General features: G+C 26.8%; 18 protein-coding genes. 9 read left to right on the top strand and 9 right to left on the bottom strand.

Annotated elements, in window-relative coordinates; all coding sequences use genetic code 11:
- Both MRZ80_RS03360 and MRZ80_RS03355 read right to left on the bottom strand, forming a co-directional pair.
- The coding region (locus MRZ80_RS03360) for a restriction endonuclease subunit S (RefSeq protein WP_292536165.1) at positions 1-1,062 on the bottom strand (1,062 nt) is incomplete at its 3' end.
- Positions 1,046-2,590, bottom strand: coding sequence for a class I SAM-dependent DNA methyltransferase (locus MRZ80_RS03355; RefSeq protein WP_292536164.1), 1,545 nt, complete (start codon positions 2,588-2,590; stop codon positions 1,046-1,048). The genes MRZ80_RS03355 and MRZ80_RS03360, both read right to left, overlap by 17 nt.
- A gap of 414 nt (positions 2,591-3,004) precedes the next feature.
- On the opposite strand from MRZ80_RS03355, the gene MRZ80_RS03350 reads away from it, so the two are divergent.
- The 7 genes from MRZ80_RS03350 (at position 3,005) to cysK (ending at position 9,120) form a co-directional block, all read left to right on the top strand.
- Positions 3,005-3,838: a class II glutamine amidotransferase gene (locus tag MRZ80_RS03350; protein ID WP_292536162.1), complete on the top strand. Its 834-nt coding sequence runs from the start codon at positions 3,005-3,007 to the stop codon at positions 3,836-3,838.
- A 302-nt stretch (positions 3,839-4,140) separates the two neighbouring features.
- Entirely contained in the window at positions 4,141-4,671 is a 531-nt protein-coding gene (locus MRZ80_RS03345; protein ID WP_292536160.1) for a flavodoxin family protein, read from the top strand.
- 150 nt (positions 4,672-4,821) lie between these two features.
- Complete coding sequence (locus MRZ80_RS03340) at positions 4,822-5,745, top strand: potassium channel family protein (RefSeq protein WP_292536159.1); 924 nt, start codon at positions 4,822-4,824, stop codon at positions 5,743-5,745.
- Positions 5,742-6,260 (top strand): hypothetical protein, encoded by a 519-nt coding sequence (locus tag MRZ80_RS03335; RefSeq protein ID WP_292536158.1) that lies wholly within the window; start codon positions 5,742-5,744, stop codon positions 6,258-6,260. The genes MRZ80_RS03340 and MRZ80_RS03335 overlap by 4 nt, the downstream gene beginning before the upstream one ends.
- Positions 6,261-6,300: 40 nt before the next feature.
- Positions 6,301-6,696 carry a TM1802 family CRISPR-associated protein gene (locus tag MRZ80_RS03330; RefSeq protein WP_292536156.1) on the top strand — a complete coding sequence of 132 codons (396 nt, stop codon included), beginning with the start codon at positions 6,301-6,303 and terminating at the stop codon, positions 6,694-6,696.
- 481 nt (positions 6,697-7,177) lie between these two features.
- Positions 7,178-7,879, top strand: coding sequence for a hypothetical protein (locus tag MRZ80_RS03325; protein WP_292536154.1), 702 nt, complete (start codon positions 7,178-7,180; stop codon positions 7,877-7,879).
- 284 nt (positions 7,880-8,163) lie between these two features.
- Positions 8,164-9,120 (top strand): cysteine synthase A, encoded by a 957-nt coding sequence (gene cysK, locus MRZ80_RS03320; RefSeq protein ID WP_292536170.1) that lies wholly within the window; start codon positions 8,164-8,166, stop codon positions 9,118-9,120.
- Positions 9,121-9,270: 150 nt separating this feature from the next.
- Here the strand turns inward: cysK and MRZ80_RS03315 are convergent, their stop codons facing one another.
- From MRZ80_RS03315 to MRZ80_RS03300, 4 genes are all read right to left on the bottom strand, one after another.
- Positions 9,271-10,179, bottom strand: a complete 909-nt coding sequence (locus tag MRZ80_RS03315) for a 2-phosphoglycerate kinase (protein WP_292536152.1) — start codon at positions 10,177-10,179, stop codon at positions 9,271-9,273.
- A 332-nt stretch (positions 10,180-10,511) separates the two neighbouring features.
- Positions 10,512-10,649: a rubredoxin gene (locus tag MRZ80_RS03310; protein WP_292536150.1), complete on the bottom strand. Its 138-nt coding sequence runs from the start codon at positions 10,647-10,649 to the stop codon at positions 10,512-10,514.
- A 138-nt stretch (positions 10,650-10,787) separates the two neighbouring features.
- Positions 10,788-11,507 (bottom strand): metal-dependent transcriptional regulator, encoded by a 720-nt coding sequence (locus MRZ80_RS03305; protein ID WP_292536149.1) that lies wholly within the window; start codon positions 11,505-11,507, stop codon positions 10,788-10,790.
- A 101-nt stretch (positions 11,508-11,608) separates the two neighbouring features.
- The gene (locus tag MRZ80_RS03300) at positions 11,609-13,090 is read right to left on the bottom strand and encodes a class I adenylate-forming enzyme family protein (RefSeq protein ID WP_292536148.1); all 1,482 of its coding nucleotides are present in this window, start codon (positions 13,088-13,090) and stop codon (positions 11,609-11,611) included.
- Positions 13,091-13,584: 494 nt separating this feature from the next.
- Between MRZ80_RS03300 and MRZ80_RS03295 the strand changes: the two genes are divergently transcribed.
- The gene (locus MRZ80_RS03295; RefSeq protein ID WP_292536146.1) at positions 13,585-13,920 is read left to right on the top strand and encodes a hypothetical protein; all 336 of its coding nucleotides are present in this window, start codon (positions 13,585-13,587) and stop codon (positions 13,918-13,920) included.
- Positions 13,921-14,259: 339 nt separating this feature from the next.
- Entirely contained in the window at positions 14,260-15,711 is a 1,452-nt protein-coding gene (locus MRZ80_RS03290; RefSeq protein ID WP_292536144.1) for a flippase, read from the top strand.
- An 11-nt stretch (positions 15,712-15,722) separates the two neighbouring features.
- Here the strand turns inward: MRZ80_RS03290 and MRZ80_RS03285 are convergent, their stop codons facing one another.
- The 3 genes from MRZ80_RS03285 to MRZ80_RS03275 all read right to left on the bottom strand — a co-directional run bounded on the left by MRZ80_RS03285 (position 15,723) and on the right by MRZ80_RS03275 (position 18,143).
- A complete protein-coding gene (locus MRZ80_RS03285) occupies positions 15,723-16,553 on the bottom strand; it encodes a DUF3100 domain-containing protein (RefSeq protein ID WP_292536142.1) in 831 nt (276 codons plus the stop codon).
- A 125-nt stretch (positions 16,554-16,678) separates the two neighbouring features.
- Positions 16,679-17,488 carry a DUF3100 domain-containing protein gene (locus MRZ80_RS03280; protein WP_292536140.1) on the bottom strand — a complete coding sequence of 270 codons (810 nt, stop codon included), beginning with the start codon at positions 17,486-17,488 and terminating at the stop codon, positions 16,679-16,681.
- A gap of 190 nt (positions 17,489-17,678) precedes the next feature.
- Complete coding sequence (locus MRZ80_RS03275; protein WP_292536138.1) at positions 17,679-18,143, bottom strand: hypothetical protein; 465 nt, start codon at positions 18,141-18,143, stop codon at positions 17,679-17,681.
- Between the last annotated feature and the right edge of the window lie 2 nt (positions 18,144-18,145).

Here is an 18,145-nt window from a genome sequence, read left to right as displayed (position 1 = left end):
CATTAACTTAGGAAGTAAAATATCTCTTAAATTACTTAATTTTGAATTTTCTTTTTTATTTTCATCTACTTTTTGCATAATACTTTTAGCCCAATTTTCAAATTCTTGAAGTTCTTTTTCAGAAGGTAATATAATTTCAATATTTTTTAAATCTGATTGAGTTATCAATGGTTGAGTAGATCCTCTATTTAATTTTGTATAATTTATTGTTTTCAAAATTTGATAAACATATTCATACCATTTACTTTTGATAATTAAAGTATTATCAGAAGGCCAACATTTAGAATCAAATCTCTGAATAATACCATGAGTTCCAACACGTCCTGTGATTAGTATTTTTTCTTTAAATAAATATTGATTAGTGTAACCCATTATTGAAGAAGCTCCAATTAAAGGTATGTTCATTTCTTTTGTTTTTAAATTATCTTTCACTGATGGTCTTTTTCCACTAGTAATTGTAATAATTGTATTCAATGTTGTTTTGGTATATACTTGAGGTTTATTTTTTATATATTTTTCTTTGAAATGATTTTCAACTATTTCTTCTAAATTTTTATTTATCTTCTTTTTAAGTTCTATTCTATCACTAAAAAATTGATAAATATCAACAATTTTTTGTTGTGTGTCTAAATCTGGTAATGGTATATCAATTTCACAAAATTTTGACCAATCTAAACTTCCTCTAACACTACTGTCAGTATAAAACCAACAAAATCTATCAACCTCTGATCTTAAAAAACACAACATTAAAAAATCAGGAAGAATAAGATCAGTATCTTTAACTTGAAAAATTTTATATGAAGGAGATATAATTGAAGGATTCTCTTCAGAATATTTAGATACTACAACAGATTTATCACGACCAACGTGCATTAAGTTACATCCAAATTGATTTTTAGTTATTAATTTATATCTTGCTAAATTTGTTCCATTAGTATTGGCTACAGAAGGTATAAATTCTTTATTAATATTCATTCCTACTAAATTATCAACAGTTAAATCTGAATTTTTTTTTTCTGAAATTTCAATTAAATTACCTAATTTTTCATAATTGAATTTCATAATTCAAATCCTCCATGATTTTAATTAGTTTATTTGTTGAATCAACTTCTTCTTTTAATAATTCACTTAGTTCTTGACTTAATTTAGTCATTTCTTTATCAAAATCCATTTCATCTTCATTATTATTTTTAAATTCAATATATGCACTTGGAGCTAATTTATATTCTTTTTCTCTTATTTCTTCAATAGATGCAGAATAACATAATTCTGGAATATCTTTATATTTGGAAGAATAATCTTCAGTTTGCCATGTGTGAATAATATTAACTATTTTATCTCTATCTCCTTGAGTTAATTCAACAAATTTTTTGTTATATATTGAACCAAAGTTTCTTAAATCCATAAATAAAATTTCATTTTTTCTGTCTCTGAAATTTATTATTTTATTGTTCTTAACAATACTTCTTTGTTTTTTATTCTTATTTAATATCCAAAGAGTTACAGGGATATTGGTTGAATAAAATAATTTTGCAGGTAAAACTAAAATTGCTTCAATGAGATTGTTTTCAATTAATGTTTTTCTAATATTATATTCTTTAGTGTCTGATGTATTTAAAGAACCATTTGCTAAAATAATTCCTCCAATTCCATTTTCAGATAATTTTGAAAGTATATGAAGAATCCAAGCATAATTTGCATTACTTGTTGGTGGAACATCATAACCATTCCAACGATAATCAGTGATTAATTCATTTTCTTCTCGCCAATCACTAATATTAAATGGAGGATTAGCCATTATATAATCAAAACGTTTATCAATATGTTGATCATCAAAAAATGTATCTGCAGCTTTTTTCCCTAAATCAGCAGATATTCCTCTAATTGCAAGATTCATCAGAGCTAATTTTCTAGTAGTTGAAACGTTTTCTTGACCATAAACACTCACATTTTTTGTATTTCCTTGGTGAGATTTAATAAATTTCAATGATTGTACAAACATACCACCAGAACCACAACAAGGATCATAAATAGTTCCATCATAAGGTTCAATTATTTCAGCAATTAAACTTACTACAGATTTAGGAGTATAAAATTCTCCTTTACCTTTTCCTTCTTTAATAGCGAATTGCCCTAAAAAATATTCATAAACTCTACCTATAATATCTTGTTCAGTATCATCAGTAGTGTCAATACTATTTATAACATCTAATAATGATGTTAACTTCTTTTTTTCTAAATCTAATCTTGTATAATAATTACTTGGTAAAGCTCCTCTTAAACTTTTATTCTTTTTTTCGATATCTGCAAAAGCAGTATCTAAAATAGTAGTTATATTATCTTGTTTAGCATTATCAATAATATAACTCCATCGAGTATTTTCAGGTAAAAAGAAAATATTATCTTTACTATAAAACTCAGGAATATCAATATATTTTTCTTTACCTTCAGAAATTAACTTATTTTGTTGTTGTTCAAATTTATCTCCTGCATATTTAAGAAATATTAAACCTAATACAATATGTTTATATTCTGATGCTTCAACAGAATCTCTTAATTTTATAGCAGTTTTCCATAATTTTTCTTCCATTGAATCTTGTTTCCCCATGAAAAGAACTCCATTATTTTATATTATTATATTGTTATTAAAAAAATATAAAGATAATTAACATAGTAAAATTATTTAGCTGATGAATTAAATTCTTTCTTTAATATTAAAATTCTTTAATATTAAAAATTATGTATATATAAAGTTGATAGTTGTAATTGTTTGTATGTACAATTTTTGTTTCAGAATTATGTTCTTTTTTAGTATTTTTATTGTTTTTTGGATTTTTTTTTGTGTAAATATTTATATCATATGAAAAATATAACATTGTTATAGTTAATATAACGTTGTTAAGTTTCATTTTTATATAAAATTATATACATTATTAAAAAAAAATTATTAATTAACAACAATACTATGTTTTAAATATAAAATTTAATGGGAGGAAAAAAATAAATGTGTGAACTATTTAGTTTAAGCTGTAATAATGAAATAGAAATAAATGACTACCTCAAATGTTTCTATGAACATTGTAGTGAACATCCACATGGCTGGGGAATTGCACTTATGGATGATAACAAAACACTACTAAAAAAACAGCCAGTAAAAGCATCAGAAAGTGAATTTTTACGAGAATTTATATCAAAACCAGTAGAAGCAAGAAATGTATTTGCACACATTAGACTTGCAACAGTAGGATGTATGAATTGTTGCAACTGTCATCCTTTCATTCAAAAAGATAACAACAACAGAACATGGACACTAGTACATAACGGAACAATATTCAGCTACCCACCACTAGATAAATATAAAAGATACCAAAGTGGAGTAACAGACTCAGAAAGAGTACTACTACACATAGTAGATGAAATAAATAAAGCAGAAGAAGATCATAAACTAACAGCTGATGAACGATTTAACATAATTGAGGCAATTGTATCAAAACTTGCAAAAAACAATAAATTAAATCTAATGATCTATGATGGATCAGTAATGTATATACATACAAATTGTGAAGGTGGAATACATTATCTTAAAACAGAAAGAGGATATCTATTTTCTACAAAATCACTAAACTGTGATAAAAGATGGAAACATCTACCAATAAACACACTATATGCAATAGAAGATGGACAACTTAAACGAACAGGAAAACGTCATGAAAACAGCTACCACCTTACTGATGAAAATCTACGACAAATACTAAAAAGTGTACCAATAGAACTTCAAGAAAGTATACTACGAAACTTTAAATTAGATCCAGATGAGTATCTTCAAACAATAAACTAACTATTCACCACCCCATATTCTTATTTTTCCTTTTTTTAAATATTATTATTCCATTTAACATACATACATGTTAATATAACTAGAATTTAGGTGAAAATAATCTAAGAAAGCTTTATTAAATAAGTTCTTTATAAAATATTAATATCTAAAAAGTAAAACTAAATTTTTTTTTTAATGAAATATTGTTTAAATAATACAAATTCAGTGCGGAATAAGACAATAAAGAATTTAGAATTTTATTTGAAAGATAATATTTCATATACTAAAATTAACTTATAAAATAAACTAGGAGAATATTAAAAATGAAAGTATTAGGAATCGTAGGAAGCCCAAGAAAAGATGGAAATTGTGACGTGTTAGTAAAAGAATTCTTAGATGCAGCAGATGCACAAACAGATTACGTATTTTTAAATGAAGAAGATCTTGCAGGATGTAATGCATGTATGGGATGTGTAGAAGGTGACTGTGTAATTGATGATGATGGTAATGAAATCATTGCAAAACTTCTCGATGCTGATGTATTAGTATTTGCATCACCAATCTACTACGGACAAATGACAGCACAAGCAAAAGCATTCGTAGACAGATTCTACCAAGTATCAAGAAACCCAAACAAAACACTTGAAGGTAAAAAAGTAGTAACAATCTTCACACAAGCACAATCTGAAGACAAATTTGGAGACTACATAGAATCATTCAAAGTAATGCCATTTGGATACATGGGAATGGAAGTAATTGCAAACATCACAGCTATGGGAACATCCAAAGCTGGAGATAAAGATGAACTTGCAAGCTACATAGAAGAAGCAAGAAAAATTGCATCAGAACTCTAAGTAATCTAAACATATAGAGAAGATTATTAGAAATCTATTCCTTTTAATCTTCTTTTATTTTCAAAAATTGGAAATTATTTTTTTTTAAGAACTTTTTTTACAAAACTAGTATATAAATTAAACATTTATCATAATAATAATGGTATTAAAATGAATATTAAACATTTAAAAAAGTCTATAAAGGAGAATCGTGAAGTTCTTGAAGAACTTAAAAATATACTTCTTGTAATTTTAATTATTATAGATCTTGCAATGATTTTTGTTGTAAGTATTGGTGATGTTTCATTAAATATAATTGTTTTCACAGCATATTTTGATTTATTTGTATGTGTATGTCTTTTCTTTAATCTACTTGTAATATATAAAAAGTCAGATAAAAGACCATGGGAGTTTATAAAGACACATATTATTGATATTTTATCGATACTGCCACTTAATTTTATATTATTCAGATATTTTACAGTTGTCAGATTATTTAAACTTGTAAAGCTCATACCACTATTTCAGGTTATCAGACTTCAAAATCTTAAAATATTTAATAAAGGATCACTCAGCTATTTTGTACAAAATAGACTACTTAAGGTATTAACTATTATTATAGTATTTTATACACTTATTTCAACGTATGTATTATATCATATTGATCCAAATCTTCATACATTCTTTGAAGCATTATGGTTTAATATTGCAACATTAACAGCTGTTGGATATGGTGATATTACACCTGTAGAATTCCCAGGTCAGATAATTGCATTAATATCAATTGTTGCAGGAGTATTTTTTATAAGTATTTTTACAGCTGCAATGTCAGCATTGTATATGAAACAGCCTGAAACTGAAACACGAAATATTATTAAAGATAATAGAGATACAATTCATGAAAATCATGAATATGTACAAGATAGGTTTCAACAGCTTGAATCTGATATTGATGATATTAATATGAAGCTTGATTATCTTATTGAAATTATGCAAAATCAGGAAAAAATAGAAAATCAAGATAAAATAGTTAACAATGAAGATAAAGATATAAAATATAGTAATAAAACTAAAGATAATGGTGATGATCAATGACACAAAAACCAGATGAAGTTATAAAGATGGAACAAGAAGGTGATGATGAGGAATTTGTAGGATTAAATATTGATCCTAGACTTCTTGAGGTTGTTCCTAAGCTTTTTGTTAGAGAATCTGAAGTTGAAGTATTTTATGATGAATTTCTTAAAAATGTAGAGTCAACAAAAAAGCTACGTAAAAATAAGGATAATAGAAGTAAGATGAATGAAGCATTTCTTAATGAACTTCTAAAATATCATGATATTGATACAATTAATGCAGTTTTAAATGATGAGGAAATTAAGGAAGATGTAGAATTACTTGACAAGGATGAAGAAAAAGATGTTGATAAGCTTCTTAGAAAAACATTTAAAAATAAGATTGAATTTAGGACATTTATGACATATATTAGTCAGTTTATGATGGAAAATAAGGATTCACCTGTTGAAGCTTCAGCTAAGGCTATGAAGATGCTTGGAAAGTCTGATTCTGAAATTCTTAAAATTACATCAGTTATTGATAAGGTATTCTAGGAAATACAAATAAATTTAAACTATTGGAGGATTATTTATTATGGCAGATTTAACTATTGAACATAGATATGTTCTTGATGAAATACTTATAGATGATGATAAGAAGGCTTCATTTCTTCTAGGTTTTCTTCTTCGTAAATTAACACACATGGAGTATAAAAGTTTAAAACAGACACCATTTCTTGGAAAGATTTATGATATTCAACTTTCACATGATAAAATAAAAGCATTATATCCTGTTATGATTAATGAAATACGTAAATATGATGCTATATTTAAGGAACTTGAAGAGGAAGCATCAATTAGTCTTTTAAAAAGTGATAAAAACTGGAATATTTCAGATGATGAGACAAGTTTCTATTTCACACTAGGTTATACTCTTGGCAGTGCTCCTAATTATATAAGAAGTGTTAATGATAAAGAGATTACAAATTAAAACCTTTATTTTGAAAATTTAATGTGATTTTCATTTTTCTATTTTTTTTATTTTTTTATTTATTTATAAATCTGCTTATTTTTCTTTATTTAATAATTCATGTGTCTATTTTATGTTAATATTTATTAATATACTAAAAAACTTTATTAGTGATGTTGTATGACTATATTATAATAATTTGAAATGAAAATAGTATAATATTTTAATTATCCTTTTTTTTAATAGGTAATTATCGGGATTTCTTTTCTTAGAAAATAATTAATGTGCATATATTTTTTTTAGTATTATACTATTGATCTTATTATTTTGTTATTATTTTTGTTATTTTCATTTTTTGTAATTATTTTTATGTAATTTATATATACTTTAAAATAGATAAATAAATTTAATCTATGGATTGAATAATTAGACAATCGTTTTTCTTTAAGTTTTAATGTGAAACTTACATAGAAAATATAAAATAAATTTAGGGGTATTTTTTATGCCAGATAGAATTAAAACAAAAGCATGTGCTGAAATTACTGATTCTGATTCAAGACGATATACAGTAAAAGTTAAAGTTACAGAGGTTGATACAGATAAACCTGTACCTAAAGGAGTCGTTGCAGTCACAGCTAAGAAGGGAAGGGTTGTTGGAAAAGCTGAAGTATCAGAGGATGGAATTGCTGAAATTTCAGCAGCAATTACAAAAAAGGATTACAAATTAAAAATTAAATATGAAGGTAATATTACATATTCAGAATGTGTAACTAAAATAAATTTTAAATCTGAATATTTATTTTATAAAACAAGTGCATATCTTTGGGTATCTATTGCTATTGCACTTATTGCAATGGCATATACTACATTGCTTAACACATACCTTCTTTCAAGTACCTCAACTGTTATAAGTACAATTGCTGAGAGTATGCCATACTTTAATGCATCTGTTGGTTTGGCTCTTTCATCGTTATTTGAGGCTAATATTTACTATATTAATGTTTTATTTAAAGTTTTAATTTGGGTATTTATTATCTCATTTATTATAGCTGGAGCTTATGCTTCAAGATTTAATGCTAATTTGCATAATATTATTAGAAAAAATGTTACAAATCATAGTATGTTTCAGAACTTCTTTGTAATTGTAATATTAATTTTAATACTTATTACTGTATTTGAGGTATTATTAGTTTATATTATGTAGGATAAACTTTGTTTTATTCTATTTTAACCCCCTTTCCAATTAATTTGGTCTTTTTTTTATGAATTTTTTTAGTGTTTTTTTTTCAAAAGTTTTATATATGTTTTTTAATAAATTAAAATATAACAATGTTAATATAATAATTGTTAATTTATTATATTATTTATTTAAACCCCCTTGAATATACCAAATTTATGATAAAAATAATAATAAATTCATTAATTATAACTAAGATACTAATAATTATAACGATAAAAAAAAACAAAGGAGTAAAAGATAAAATGGCAATAGAAAACATAGAAATAATAAAAAAACCAATAGCAAATGACATAACAGAAACAATCGGAAACACACCACTAGTAAGATTAAACAGAATTTCCGAAGGATTAGATGCAGAAATTCTAGTAAAAGTAGAATCATTTAACCCAGTAAGCAGCATCAAAGATAGAGTTGCAGTATCACTTATAGAAGATGCAGAGAAAAAAGGAAAAATAGATAAAGACACAACAATAATCGAGCCAACAAGTGGAAATACAGGAATAGCACTAGCATTTGCAGCAGCAGCAAAAGGATACAAACTAAAAATAGTACTACCTGAATCATTCTCAATAGAAAGACGTAAATTAATCAAAATCTTCGGAGCAGATCTTGTACTAACACCAGCTGCTGAGGGAATACCAGGAGCAATTAAAAAAGCAGAAGAGTTAAATGAAGAAATAGAAAACTCAATAATACTCCAACAATTTGAAAACCCAGCAAATCCTGAAATACATGAAAGACTAACAGCAAAAGAAATACTAAAAGATACAGATGGAAACGTCGACATTGTAGTATCAGCAGCAGGAACAGGTGGAACAGCAACAGGAATAGCACGTGAAATTAAAAAACACAAAGACGACTTCCAACTTGTTGCAGTAGAGGCTGCAGGCTCACCAGTAATAACACAAAACAAAAAAGGAGCACATAAAATACAGGGAATAAGTCCAGGATTCATACCAGAAACAATGGACTTAGATTTAATTGATGAAACAATAGCAGTAGAAGATGAAGATGCAGGACAAACCACAATTGATCTTGCACAAAAAGAAGGTATACTTGCAGGAATTTCATCAGGATCAGCAGTATATGCAGCAGTACAACTAGCAAAAAGACCAGAAAATAAAGGAAAAACAATAGTTGCAATACTTGCAGATACAGGAGAAAGATACCTTAGTGTAGACTGGTTAGCAGACCTATACTACTAATTATACAAACACTTCCCCTCCCATCCTTCTTATCTTAAATAATTTAATTTATATAATTTAATTATAAAAAGAGCTAGTTTTTCAATAAAAAAAAATATAAAAAAAGGGGAATAAATTTTGGAGTTTAAAAATTCTAAAAAAAATAAAATCCTACTTATTGTCAGATTTGTTATCTTTTTCTTTTTCAATAATATCTTCTATCATCTCATCAACTGTAGCTGTAACATCAATATTTTCAATAACAGAAATATTATGTTTATGAGCTTCACCTACAATATAATCATGTGTTTTTCTAATATCTGTGAAGTGTTCAAGATATCTTTTAAGTGGACGTCTTGCCCATAGCTGTCTACATCTTGAATAAAATCTACTTTTATGAATTTCTTCATCAGATAATGATAAAACAAACATATGAACATTATTCTTTTTAAGAAGTTCTTCATCAACAAATCCAGGAACAATATGTACTCCCTCAATAACAATACTTATTCCCTCTTTTATTGCACGTTCAATTACACCAGTTAATCCTACATTAACAGTATTTACGTGATCTTTAAATCCGAGAAGTGTCTTATCAAACTCTGGTGGTGCAGGTGTACTAAGAGATTCAGCTGCAGTATAACTTGATTCAAATAGTGTTGGACATAACTCTTTTGAAACAATCTTTCTCATAACCTCACGAATCATATCAGTACTTAGCATGTTTTTAATACCAAGTTTAGTTGCAAGTTCAAATGAAATTGATGAAGTACCAATACCTGATGCACCTCCAATTAATATAATAAGAGGATCTTCAGATTGTCTAATTTTCTTCCATGAAATATACTTCTTAGCAAGTTCAGGATCTTCCTCATTAAGCTTTTCTTTTACAAATTCAACAAGATCTGTAATTTGTACCACATCTATAGAATTATCCATATAATATTTTTCAATTTCAGCTGCCATTTCATATGCTTTAGCTGAGTCAATTTCTGCTCTTACTAATGATTTTGATAGTATTCCTTTTGAAAATGGTTCACGATATTTTTTTCCACCAATTTCTCCTTCAATTAATACCATTTTTTCACCACCTTAATGTTGTTATAATAAGTATTCATAGAATAACTCTTACATGTTTATTCTAGCGTACTTAATGTTTATTATTAATATAATTTATAGTATTCATAGTATAAATAATAAAATGTACCAAAATAGTGACATTAAAAGGTAAAAAAGTACACAAAGAGTGATCATTATGTTAATAATAGATATTTAATCTATTTAATTTAATTTTTATAAAAATAAGAAATTATCATTTTTTTGGGGAAGTTTAGAAATTAATTAAAAAGAGTTTTTTATATAGATATAACCTAGAAAGTGTAAGTTATATCTACTAAAAATTAGAATTTAACCTATTCTGCAGGAACAAATAAGTCTTTTGTTGCTCCGCATAATGGGCATGTCCAGTCATCTGGTAAGTCTTCAAATTCTACTCCATCGTTTTGAGCTGGGTCGTATACCCATCCACATAAAGTACATTTATATTTCATAAAAAAATCCTCCTATCTAAGTCTATTATACAATAATACTTTTAAATATTCTTAACTTATATACTTTTAATAATTTTTAGTAAAAAAATATTCATAAAAAAAAATTAACATAAAAAAAAAGTATGGTGGGGAGTAATATTATTCATCAAGTTCTACAAAGATGTCAAGTGATAAATCCTTGTCAAGATCTACTTGTTTATCTTCAATTAATACCTTAATTGGCTGATTTAGTGGTGCTGTATTTATTAGTGTTACTTTCATCTCTAGTGTTATGCCCATATCTAGTAGTTTTTTAATTTTATCATTGTCTCCTCTGATAAATTTTATTGTTCCTACCTGATTTATCTGCATATTTCCTACAGCTGTTAGTTTTTCTAGTCTTTTTGGTATTTCATCTATCTTATGTACTTTTGAACATTCATAACATGATGGTATGTCAAGGTCACATACTGGTATTATGTTATGATCATCAGGACATTGATTTGGATATTCAAGAAGTTGACATAGTTTTCTTTCTGCTTCATCAGATAGTGAGTGTTCCATTGCACATGCCTGGTCATGGATATCTTCTAAGTCTAAATTAAGTGTATTATATAGGAATGTTTCAATAAGTCTGTGTTTTCTTACTATTTCTTTTGCAATTTTATATCCTTTATCTGTAAGTTCAACACCCTTATATTGATAGTATGTTACATATCCTTCCTCTTCAAGTTTTTTTAGCATCTGGGTTACACTACTTGGAGCAATACCAAGATCTTTTGATATTTCTGTAGTTTTTGCCATGTTATTCATGAGACTTTTTTTGTAGATTGTCTCAAGATATTCTTCTATATTTTCACTAATTTCTTTTCCATGCATATTAAACACATTCTTTTTTTTTAAAATATATTAATTCTTAACTATTATCTTTTTTTTGTTGTAAAATGAAAAAAAACCCAGTTTTTCTTATATCCTATTTTTTATATATTAGAGTATTTTTCTTTTAAATCTTTTCTTAGAAGTTTCCATCCATTTACTCTTGGAAGTGTATCTGTTGTAAATATTTCACGTGGTATTTTATATCTTGCAAGATTTTTGCGTGCATATTCAAGTAGTCCTTCTGTATCATCAATTCCATCTTTCCATATTACAGCTGCAACTGGAATTTCACCACGATGTTCATGATCTAAGCTAAATACTGCAATTTCACTTACTGCTGGGTATTTAAGTAGTTCTTCTTCTACTTCTGTTGGATAGATTTTCCATCCTGACATGATTATCATATCTTTTTTACGATCTGTTATGAAAAGTCTGTTATCATCATCAAGGTATCCTATATCTCCTGTTAGGAACCATCCATCATCTGTGTATGTTTCTTTTGTCTGTTGTGGTCTCATCCAGTATCCCTGTGCTATTGATGGACCTCTTAGTGCTATTTCTCCATTTTCATTTTGTGGTAGTGTTTTTGTTTCATCTTGTGGATCTACAATTTTTACTTCACTAAAACATACAGGATGTCCTACACTTTCAAATCTATCTGCAAATGCATAGTCTTCTGGTCTTATTATTGTTCCTGTTCCAACAACTATTGTTTCTGATGCTCCATATGCATTAAGTATTGGTATACCATATTTTTTATAGAACTTCTTCCATAGTTCTTTGTGTAGTGGTCCTCCACCTGTAATTATTGATTTTACAGAATATAGCTTGTTTTGTACCTTTTGTGGATTTGATACTATTGAATGTATAACAGGTGGCATTCCTGTTGCATTTGTCACCCTGTTTTCATAGATTATGTCAAGATATTCATCAAATGTGTAATTGTTTTTTGTAATTGTAAGAGCACCCGCACGTAGTGATGCTATTGCCCATGATATACCTACATGTGCCATTGGATATATACAGAAAAGTACACTTTCATGTGTCATTTTTAGTATGTCACATTCATTTTGTATTGCACTAAACCAGTTTCCATGTGTAAGCATTGCACCTTTAGGTTTTCCTGTTGTACCACTTGTATATTGTAGCTGACAAAGATCATCCCACTGTGTATTTTCAGCTTCAAGAACATCAGCATTTCTATATTCATCCATAACAGGTATAATATACTGTGCAATATCTACATCTGGAAGTTGTTCATCTGTAATTATAAGTTTTGCATCTGCATCATCAATGAAATAGTTTATCTCATTTATTGTATAGATTCTATTTGTTGGTATTGCAACAGCACCTATACGCCAGATTGCAAGTAGTGAAAATAGGTATTCTGGTATGTTTTCAAGGTATATTAATACTCGGTCTTGTTTTTTGATATTATATTCATTTTTTAGTGTTCGTCCAATTTCTGAAACTATGCTGAGAATTTCTTTTGATGTATATTTCATGTTACGATCAACAGAGTAGTATATTGGCTTGTTGAGTCTGCATGCATTTGCATCTAGAAATGTTGTTATATTGATCATTAACTATCCTCTTTTATGTTGGTTTAAAAATATAATTTCCTATATAAAAAGTTTAATAAAATATAGGTATAACTAAATATATTATATAGTTTTTAAATTATAAAGATTTTTAGAATAATACCCAAATAAACTATACTATAATAGACATAACAAAATACAACCAACACAATTAATCTACAAAATAAAAAAAAATATTAGATAGTAATGAAACTTATTTTAAATAAAAAATTTCATCAATAAGTTATTTAGCTAGTAAAAAAATGAATAACTGAATCTAATTTAAATAAGTTACAAAATAAAAAACCAATAAAATATTCTTTTTTTACTAATTTATCTTTTTCATAATAGTTTTATAGTATTAATACGTACTATTTAATCTATATTTATAATAAAAACAATAGAAAGGTAATCATATGAAAAAAGATTAAATTCTTTTTTTGTATTATTTCTAAAATATTTAATAAGTACTTTTTTTTAATTAAAAGGTGAAACGTATGATTAAATTAAACAAGATAATTCCATTATTAATGGCACTACTATTTTCCATGACAATAATGGGAATGGCAACAGCAGCAAATCCAAATAATGGTTATAATACACCAATAGAAGATCAAGCAGCATATGTCCCTGGTTGGGTGGTAGGTGGACAAAGTCATACTACTACTACTCAAGTAATAAGAGTAGGAACAGAAGATAATACTCATAAAAATATGCCATATATGGATGTAGTAGATGTTCTTAAAGATTATGGTCTTGATCGTATGGCATTTGAATTTGAGACATATACAGAAGGACAAGGAGAAATGGAGATATCACAAAAAATGGGATAATCAATAATAAAAAAAGTGGGGTAAAATAGAAGTTCAAATTATATCAAACTTAAAATAATACAGGTGGGATATAAAAATTTCTTACCCCTTTTTTTTATATTTACACTCCCCTTTTTGTATGTAGGTACATCATTTTACTATTTTTTTTATAAAATTTTTTCATGAAGAAATTATTAAATCTATAAAAAATTTATATATTTCTTCAAGTGTTTTTTTCTACTAGATTTTATTTTTTTTTAAATAATTATTAATGATATAAGAAAGTAAAATATTATATAATTAAATCTAAAATTTGGATTGTTTTTTTTTAATAATAATATAATTTCAAAATTGATATACATGAACATAGCAACAAGAGTTATAAAAAATTCCAGCTTGCTTATTATTGCAAGTATTATTAACAATATAATGACGTTTATATTAACGTTGTTTACAGCAAGGTATCTTGGAACTTTTAATTTTGGTTTAATATCCTCTGCAACATCACTTGTTGGAATTTTTAATATTTTTACAGATATGGGTCTTGCAACCTATGCAATACGTGAAGTTTCACGTGATAAAACATTGATGAGTAAGTATTTTGGAACAGTGTTCTTTTTAAGAGTGGTATTTTCTGTTGTAACATTTATTGCATATGCACTAGTTGTCATATTAAGTAATAACTTTACAAAGGAAGGTCTTGATGTAATGCTGATTTTCGGAATATATATGATATTTAATTCACTTACACTTTGTAATTATTCACTATTTCAAAGTAATGAGAAGATGCATTATCAAACTATTGGAAATGTAATTTATAGTGTTTCTGTTCTTTTAATAATTCTTTTCATTATATTTAATGGTGGAGATGTAATTATTGTATCTGCAGCATATCCTATTGCAATAATTTTATCATTTATTTACACTATCTATGTTATATATAAGCATTATCCAAGGCTTACTCTTTGTTTTGAAAGAGAGTTTATTAAAAATCTCATAGTTAAGGGTGTTCCTTATGGTATTACATATGTATTTACATCGATTTACTTCTGGATTGCACTTACAATTCTTACATTTATGTCGGGAAGTGTTGCTGTTGGACTTTTCAGTTCATCACAGAAGTTACTTCTTGTAATTGCAGCTGTAATTACACTTATTTCAAATTCAATATTCCCAATTATGAGTGAATTATATACAGAAAATAAGGCTAAGCTTCTTGATTTATATCATAAGCTTATGAAGTACATGTTTATTATTGCAACACCTATTGTTGTTGGATGTGTAATATTTTCACGTGATATTATCTACATTATCTATGGTGCAAATTATCTTGATGGTGCAGTATCTCTCAGTATTCTTATATGGGCAGGTATTTTCCTGTTTTTAAGTAATATTTCAACAACTCTTCTTGGTGCAATTAATAAGCAGTTTATGGCAACTAAGATGGCAGCAATTGGTGCTACATTTAGTGTAATTTTAAATATTATACTAATACACTTCTATTCATATATTGGTGCTAGTATTTCAACTGTATGTACAGAAGCATTAATACTGTTTTTAATGCTTTATGCTCTTTCAAAAACAGAATTTAAGCTAGATTGGAGGCGTCTTGCAGGTCCATTTATAAAAGTAGTAGTTGCAAATATCATAATGGTTGTTGTGATATATGCATTGAATCTTGGATTTATTATAACTGTTCCAATTGCAGCTGTTACATACCTACTTGCCTTGTTTATTACAGGTTCAATAGATAAGGATGATAGATTAATGATTTATGGATTTATTAAAGATATGAAAAATTCAAAATCATAATCTTTAATTAATCATATCCTTAATATTTTAATCCCCTTTACTTTTTTACTTTTTTGTTTTATTTTCATAAATACACTATATAATTTCTCAGTAAGTGGTAGTGATATAAACATGAAAACATACACACTAAGAACTACAGATATTATGTTTGCAACAGCACTTAGTGCATATAATTCACCGGCAATAGATGGATATAGTGAACATAGTGTTGTTATTGATGCTACATTCATACTTGTACTTCCCATACCACATGCCATAGCATATGCAAATGGATGAAGAGGCAGGATATGTGGCATAATTGTTGCAATAAAACTAACTAGTATTGTTCCAAAGATACTTCCTGTTATATATACAATCATAAATCCACGAAATTCATCAGATGCAGCACCATATTTGTTAATCATCATTGCCATTTGTGGTTCACGACAGATAGATGATGACATTCCAATTGATTTACGTTTAAATCCTAAAATAAGTGCAACAGGTAGTGTTAGAAATATTGCACCAATATCTCCAAGTTCTTGTAGAAGTAGCATGGGTCCTGTTTGTATTATGTAGTTTATATTTGCACCACTTATTATTGTAAGTTTTGCAATTAGTACACCTATTGTTATTGTCATTACATCTGTTGCCTCATATGACTGCTTATCTGTAATATATTTATTAGGTATTATGTAGCATATAATTGCAAAAACCATTGAATAAATAAGAGGTAATATAATAATTTTTACATTAAAAATAGTGAAACTTTTACTTCCAATTAATAGTGCTATAATACTACAAATTAATACACATATATGTAGCCTAAAATCTAATAAATTATTATGTTTTTGTGATATCATTTTATGTAAAATCCATGTTTAATAAAAAAAAATATTTTATTCAATAAAAAAAGATATGATTAACATAATATTTTAAGTTAAGCAAATATCTTTCCTTATTAAAAATTTTATAATTTTAACTTTTTCTAATTTCTTTTTTGTTTCATCTTAATTAGAACATCATATAACTTCTCACTTAATGGAATTGCAATAAACATGAAGAAATACAATCCAAGAACTAATGAAATTATATGTGCAAAAGAACTGAAAGCATATAATGAATCAGAAATACCAGGATACATACCACAAAGAGTGGTAATTGATGCTGTATTCATACCAGTACTACCAATACTACCACATGCAATAGCATATGCATATGGATGAAGAGGTAAGATGTGTGGAAGAATTGATGTAATAAGTGTAATTATAATTGCACCAAGAATACTTATAATAATATAAATACTCATACATCCACGAAATTCATCAGATTCAACACCATATCTATTCATTATAATTGTCATATGTGGCTCACGACAGATAGATGTTGACATTCCAATTGCTTCACGTTTAAATCCAAGCAATAATGCAACAGGAAGTGCTAAAAGTACAGGACCAATATGTCCTATCATTTGAAGAATTAATGCTGGATTTATCTGTAGAAAATACTGAATCTTAGTACCACTAATAACTCCAAGTTTTGCAATTAAAACACCCATTACTATAATCATAACACTTGATGCTTCATGTGACTGTTTTTCTGAAATAAATCTAACAGGTCTTAGAATGTAACATATAACAGATAAAATTAATGAATAAATAAATGGTAATATGATAATTTTCATATTAAAAATAGTAAAACTTCTACTTCCAATAGATACTGCTATAATACTACAAACTAGTACAGTTAGATGTATTCTGAAATCAAATATACTTATATTTTCTTTAGATTTCATCATATATCATACCTATTTTTTTCCCAAGTAGTTATTTGTAAAAATAGAGTAATAAATTTTATTTTTTCCATGTAAAAAATAGAAAGTTCTAGTAAAAAAAAGAGTTGAAAATATTAAATTTTAAATATAATAAAAAAAAGTAGTAGTAATTCTTTTTTTAGAAAAAAAGGGGATTTAAGGGTAGATAGTTGTTTTATATCATTCCTGTTGTAGATAAAACAACTTGTGCAATTAATGCTGATCCTAGGAAAGTTCCTATTATTACACAAAATGTTACTATTATTCCTCTTAATCCAATTTTTTTGAAATCTTTAAGATCTTTACCCATTGATATACCTGCATAAGCAAGAAGTATTGTTGTAAGTGATACTAAATCAACGTGTGATGTGTAATAAATTACGCTTCCAGCTATTGGAGACCATGGTACTGATATTAATAATCCAATAATACTTATGTAAATTATTGCAGGAATATTATGACCAATTGTTTTTTCAATCATAAGTCCTATGAGTGTAATAAAACATAGTATTAACATACCAATGAGGGATGTAGTAAATGGATAATTATATCCTATAACATTACCAATTGCTGCCATTACTGAAAATATCATCAGTATTAGTATCCACTCTATTACTGTTCTAATTGATAATTTTGACACAA

Origin of the sequence: Methanosphaera sp., from assembly GCF_022768985.1 — an archaeon.
Lineage (GTDB): Archaea > Methanobacteriota > Methanobacteria > Methanobacteriales > Methanobacteriaceae > Methanosphaera.
This window is presented reverse-complemented; position numbering and strand designations above follow the sequence as displayed.

Excerpts from the sequence above, each read along its gene's own strand:
- MRZ80_RS03280 (WP_292536140.1), bottom strand. The coding sequence starts at position 17,488 with ATGATGAAATCTAAAGAAAATATAAGTATATTTGATTTCAGAATACAT.
- MRZ80_RS03335 (WP_292536158.1), top strand. The coding sequence starts at position 5,742 with ATGACACAAAAACCAGATGAAGTTATAAAGATGGAACAAGAAGGTGAT.
- MRZ80_RS03330 (WP_292536156.1), top strand. The coding sequence starts at position 6,301 with ATGGCAGATTTAACTATTGAACATAGATATGTTCTTGATGAAATACTT.
- MRZ80_RS03340 (WP_292536159.1), top strand. The coding sequence starts at position 4,822 with ATGAATATTAAACATTTAAAAAAGTCTATAAAGGAGAATCGTGAAGTT.
- MRZ80_RS03355 (WP_292536164.1), bottom strand. The coding sequence starts at position 2,590 with ATGGAAGAAAAATTATGGAAAACTGCTATAAAATTAAGAGATTCTGTT.
- MRZ80_RS03315 (WP_292536152.1), bottom strand. The coding sequence starts at position 10,179 with ATGGTATTAATTGAAGGAGAAATTGGTGGAAAAAAATATCGTGAACCA.
- MRZ80_RS03290 (WP_292536144.1), top strand. The coding sequence starts at position 14,260 with ATGAACATAGCAACAAGAGTTATAAAAAATTCCAGCTTGCTTATTATT.
- MRZ80_RS03305 (WP_292536149.1), bottom strand. The coding sequence starts at position 11,507 with ATGCATGGAAAAGAAATTAGTGAAAATATAGAAGAATATCTTGAGACA.
- MRZ80_RS03325 (WP_292536154.1), top strand. The coding sequence starts at position 7,178 with ATGCCAGATAGAATTAAAACAAAAGCATGTGCTGAAATTACTGATTCT.
- MRZ80_RS03300 (WP_292536148.1), bottom strand. The coding sequence starts at position 13,090 with ATGATCAATATAACAACATTTCTAGATGCAAATGCATGCAGACTCAAC.
- MRZ80_RS03310 (WP_292536150.1), bottom strand. The coding sequence starts at position 10,649 with ATGAAATATAAATGTACTTTATGTGGATGGGTATACGACCCAGCTCAA.
- MRZ80_RS03295 (WP_292536146.1), top strand. The coding sequence starts at position 13,585 with ATGATTAAATTAAACAAGATAATTCCATTATTAATGGCACTACTATTT.
- MRZ80_RS03350 (WP_292536162.1), top strand. The coding sequence starts at position 3,005 with ATGTGTGAACTATTTAGTTTAAGCTGTAATAATGAAATAGAAATAAAT.
- MRZ80_RS03285 (WP_292536142.1), bottom strand. The coding sequence starts at position 16,553 with ATGATATCACAAAAACATAATAATTTATTAGATTTTAGGCTACATATA.
- MRZ80_RS03345 (WP_292536160.1), top strand. The coding sequence starts at position 4,141 with ATGAAAGTATTAGGAATCGTAGGAAGCCCAAGAAAAGATGGAAATTGT.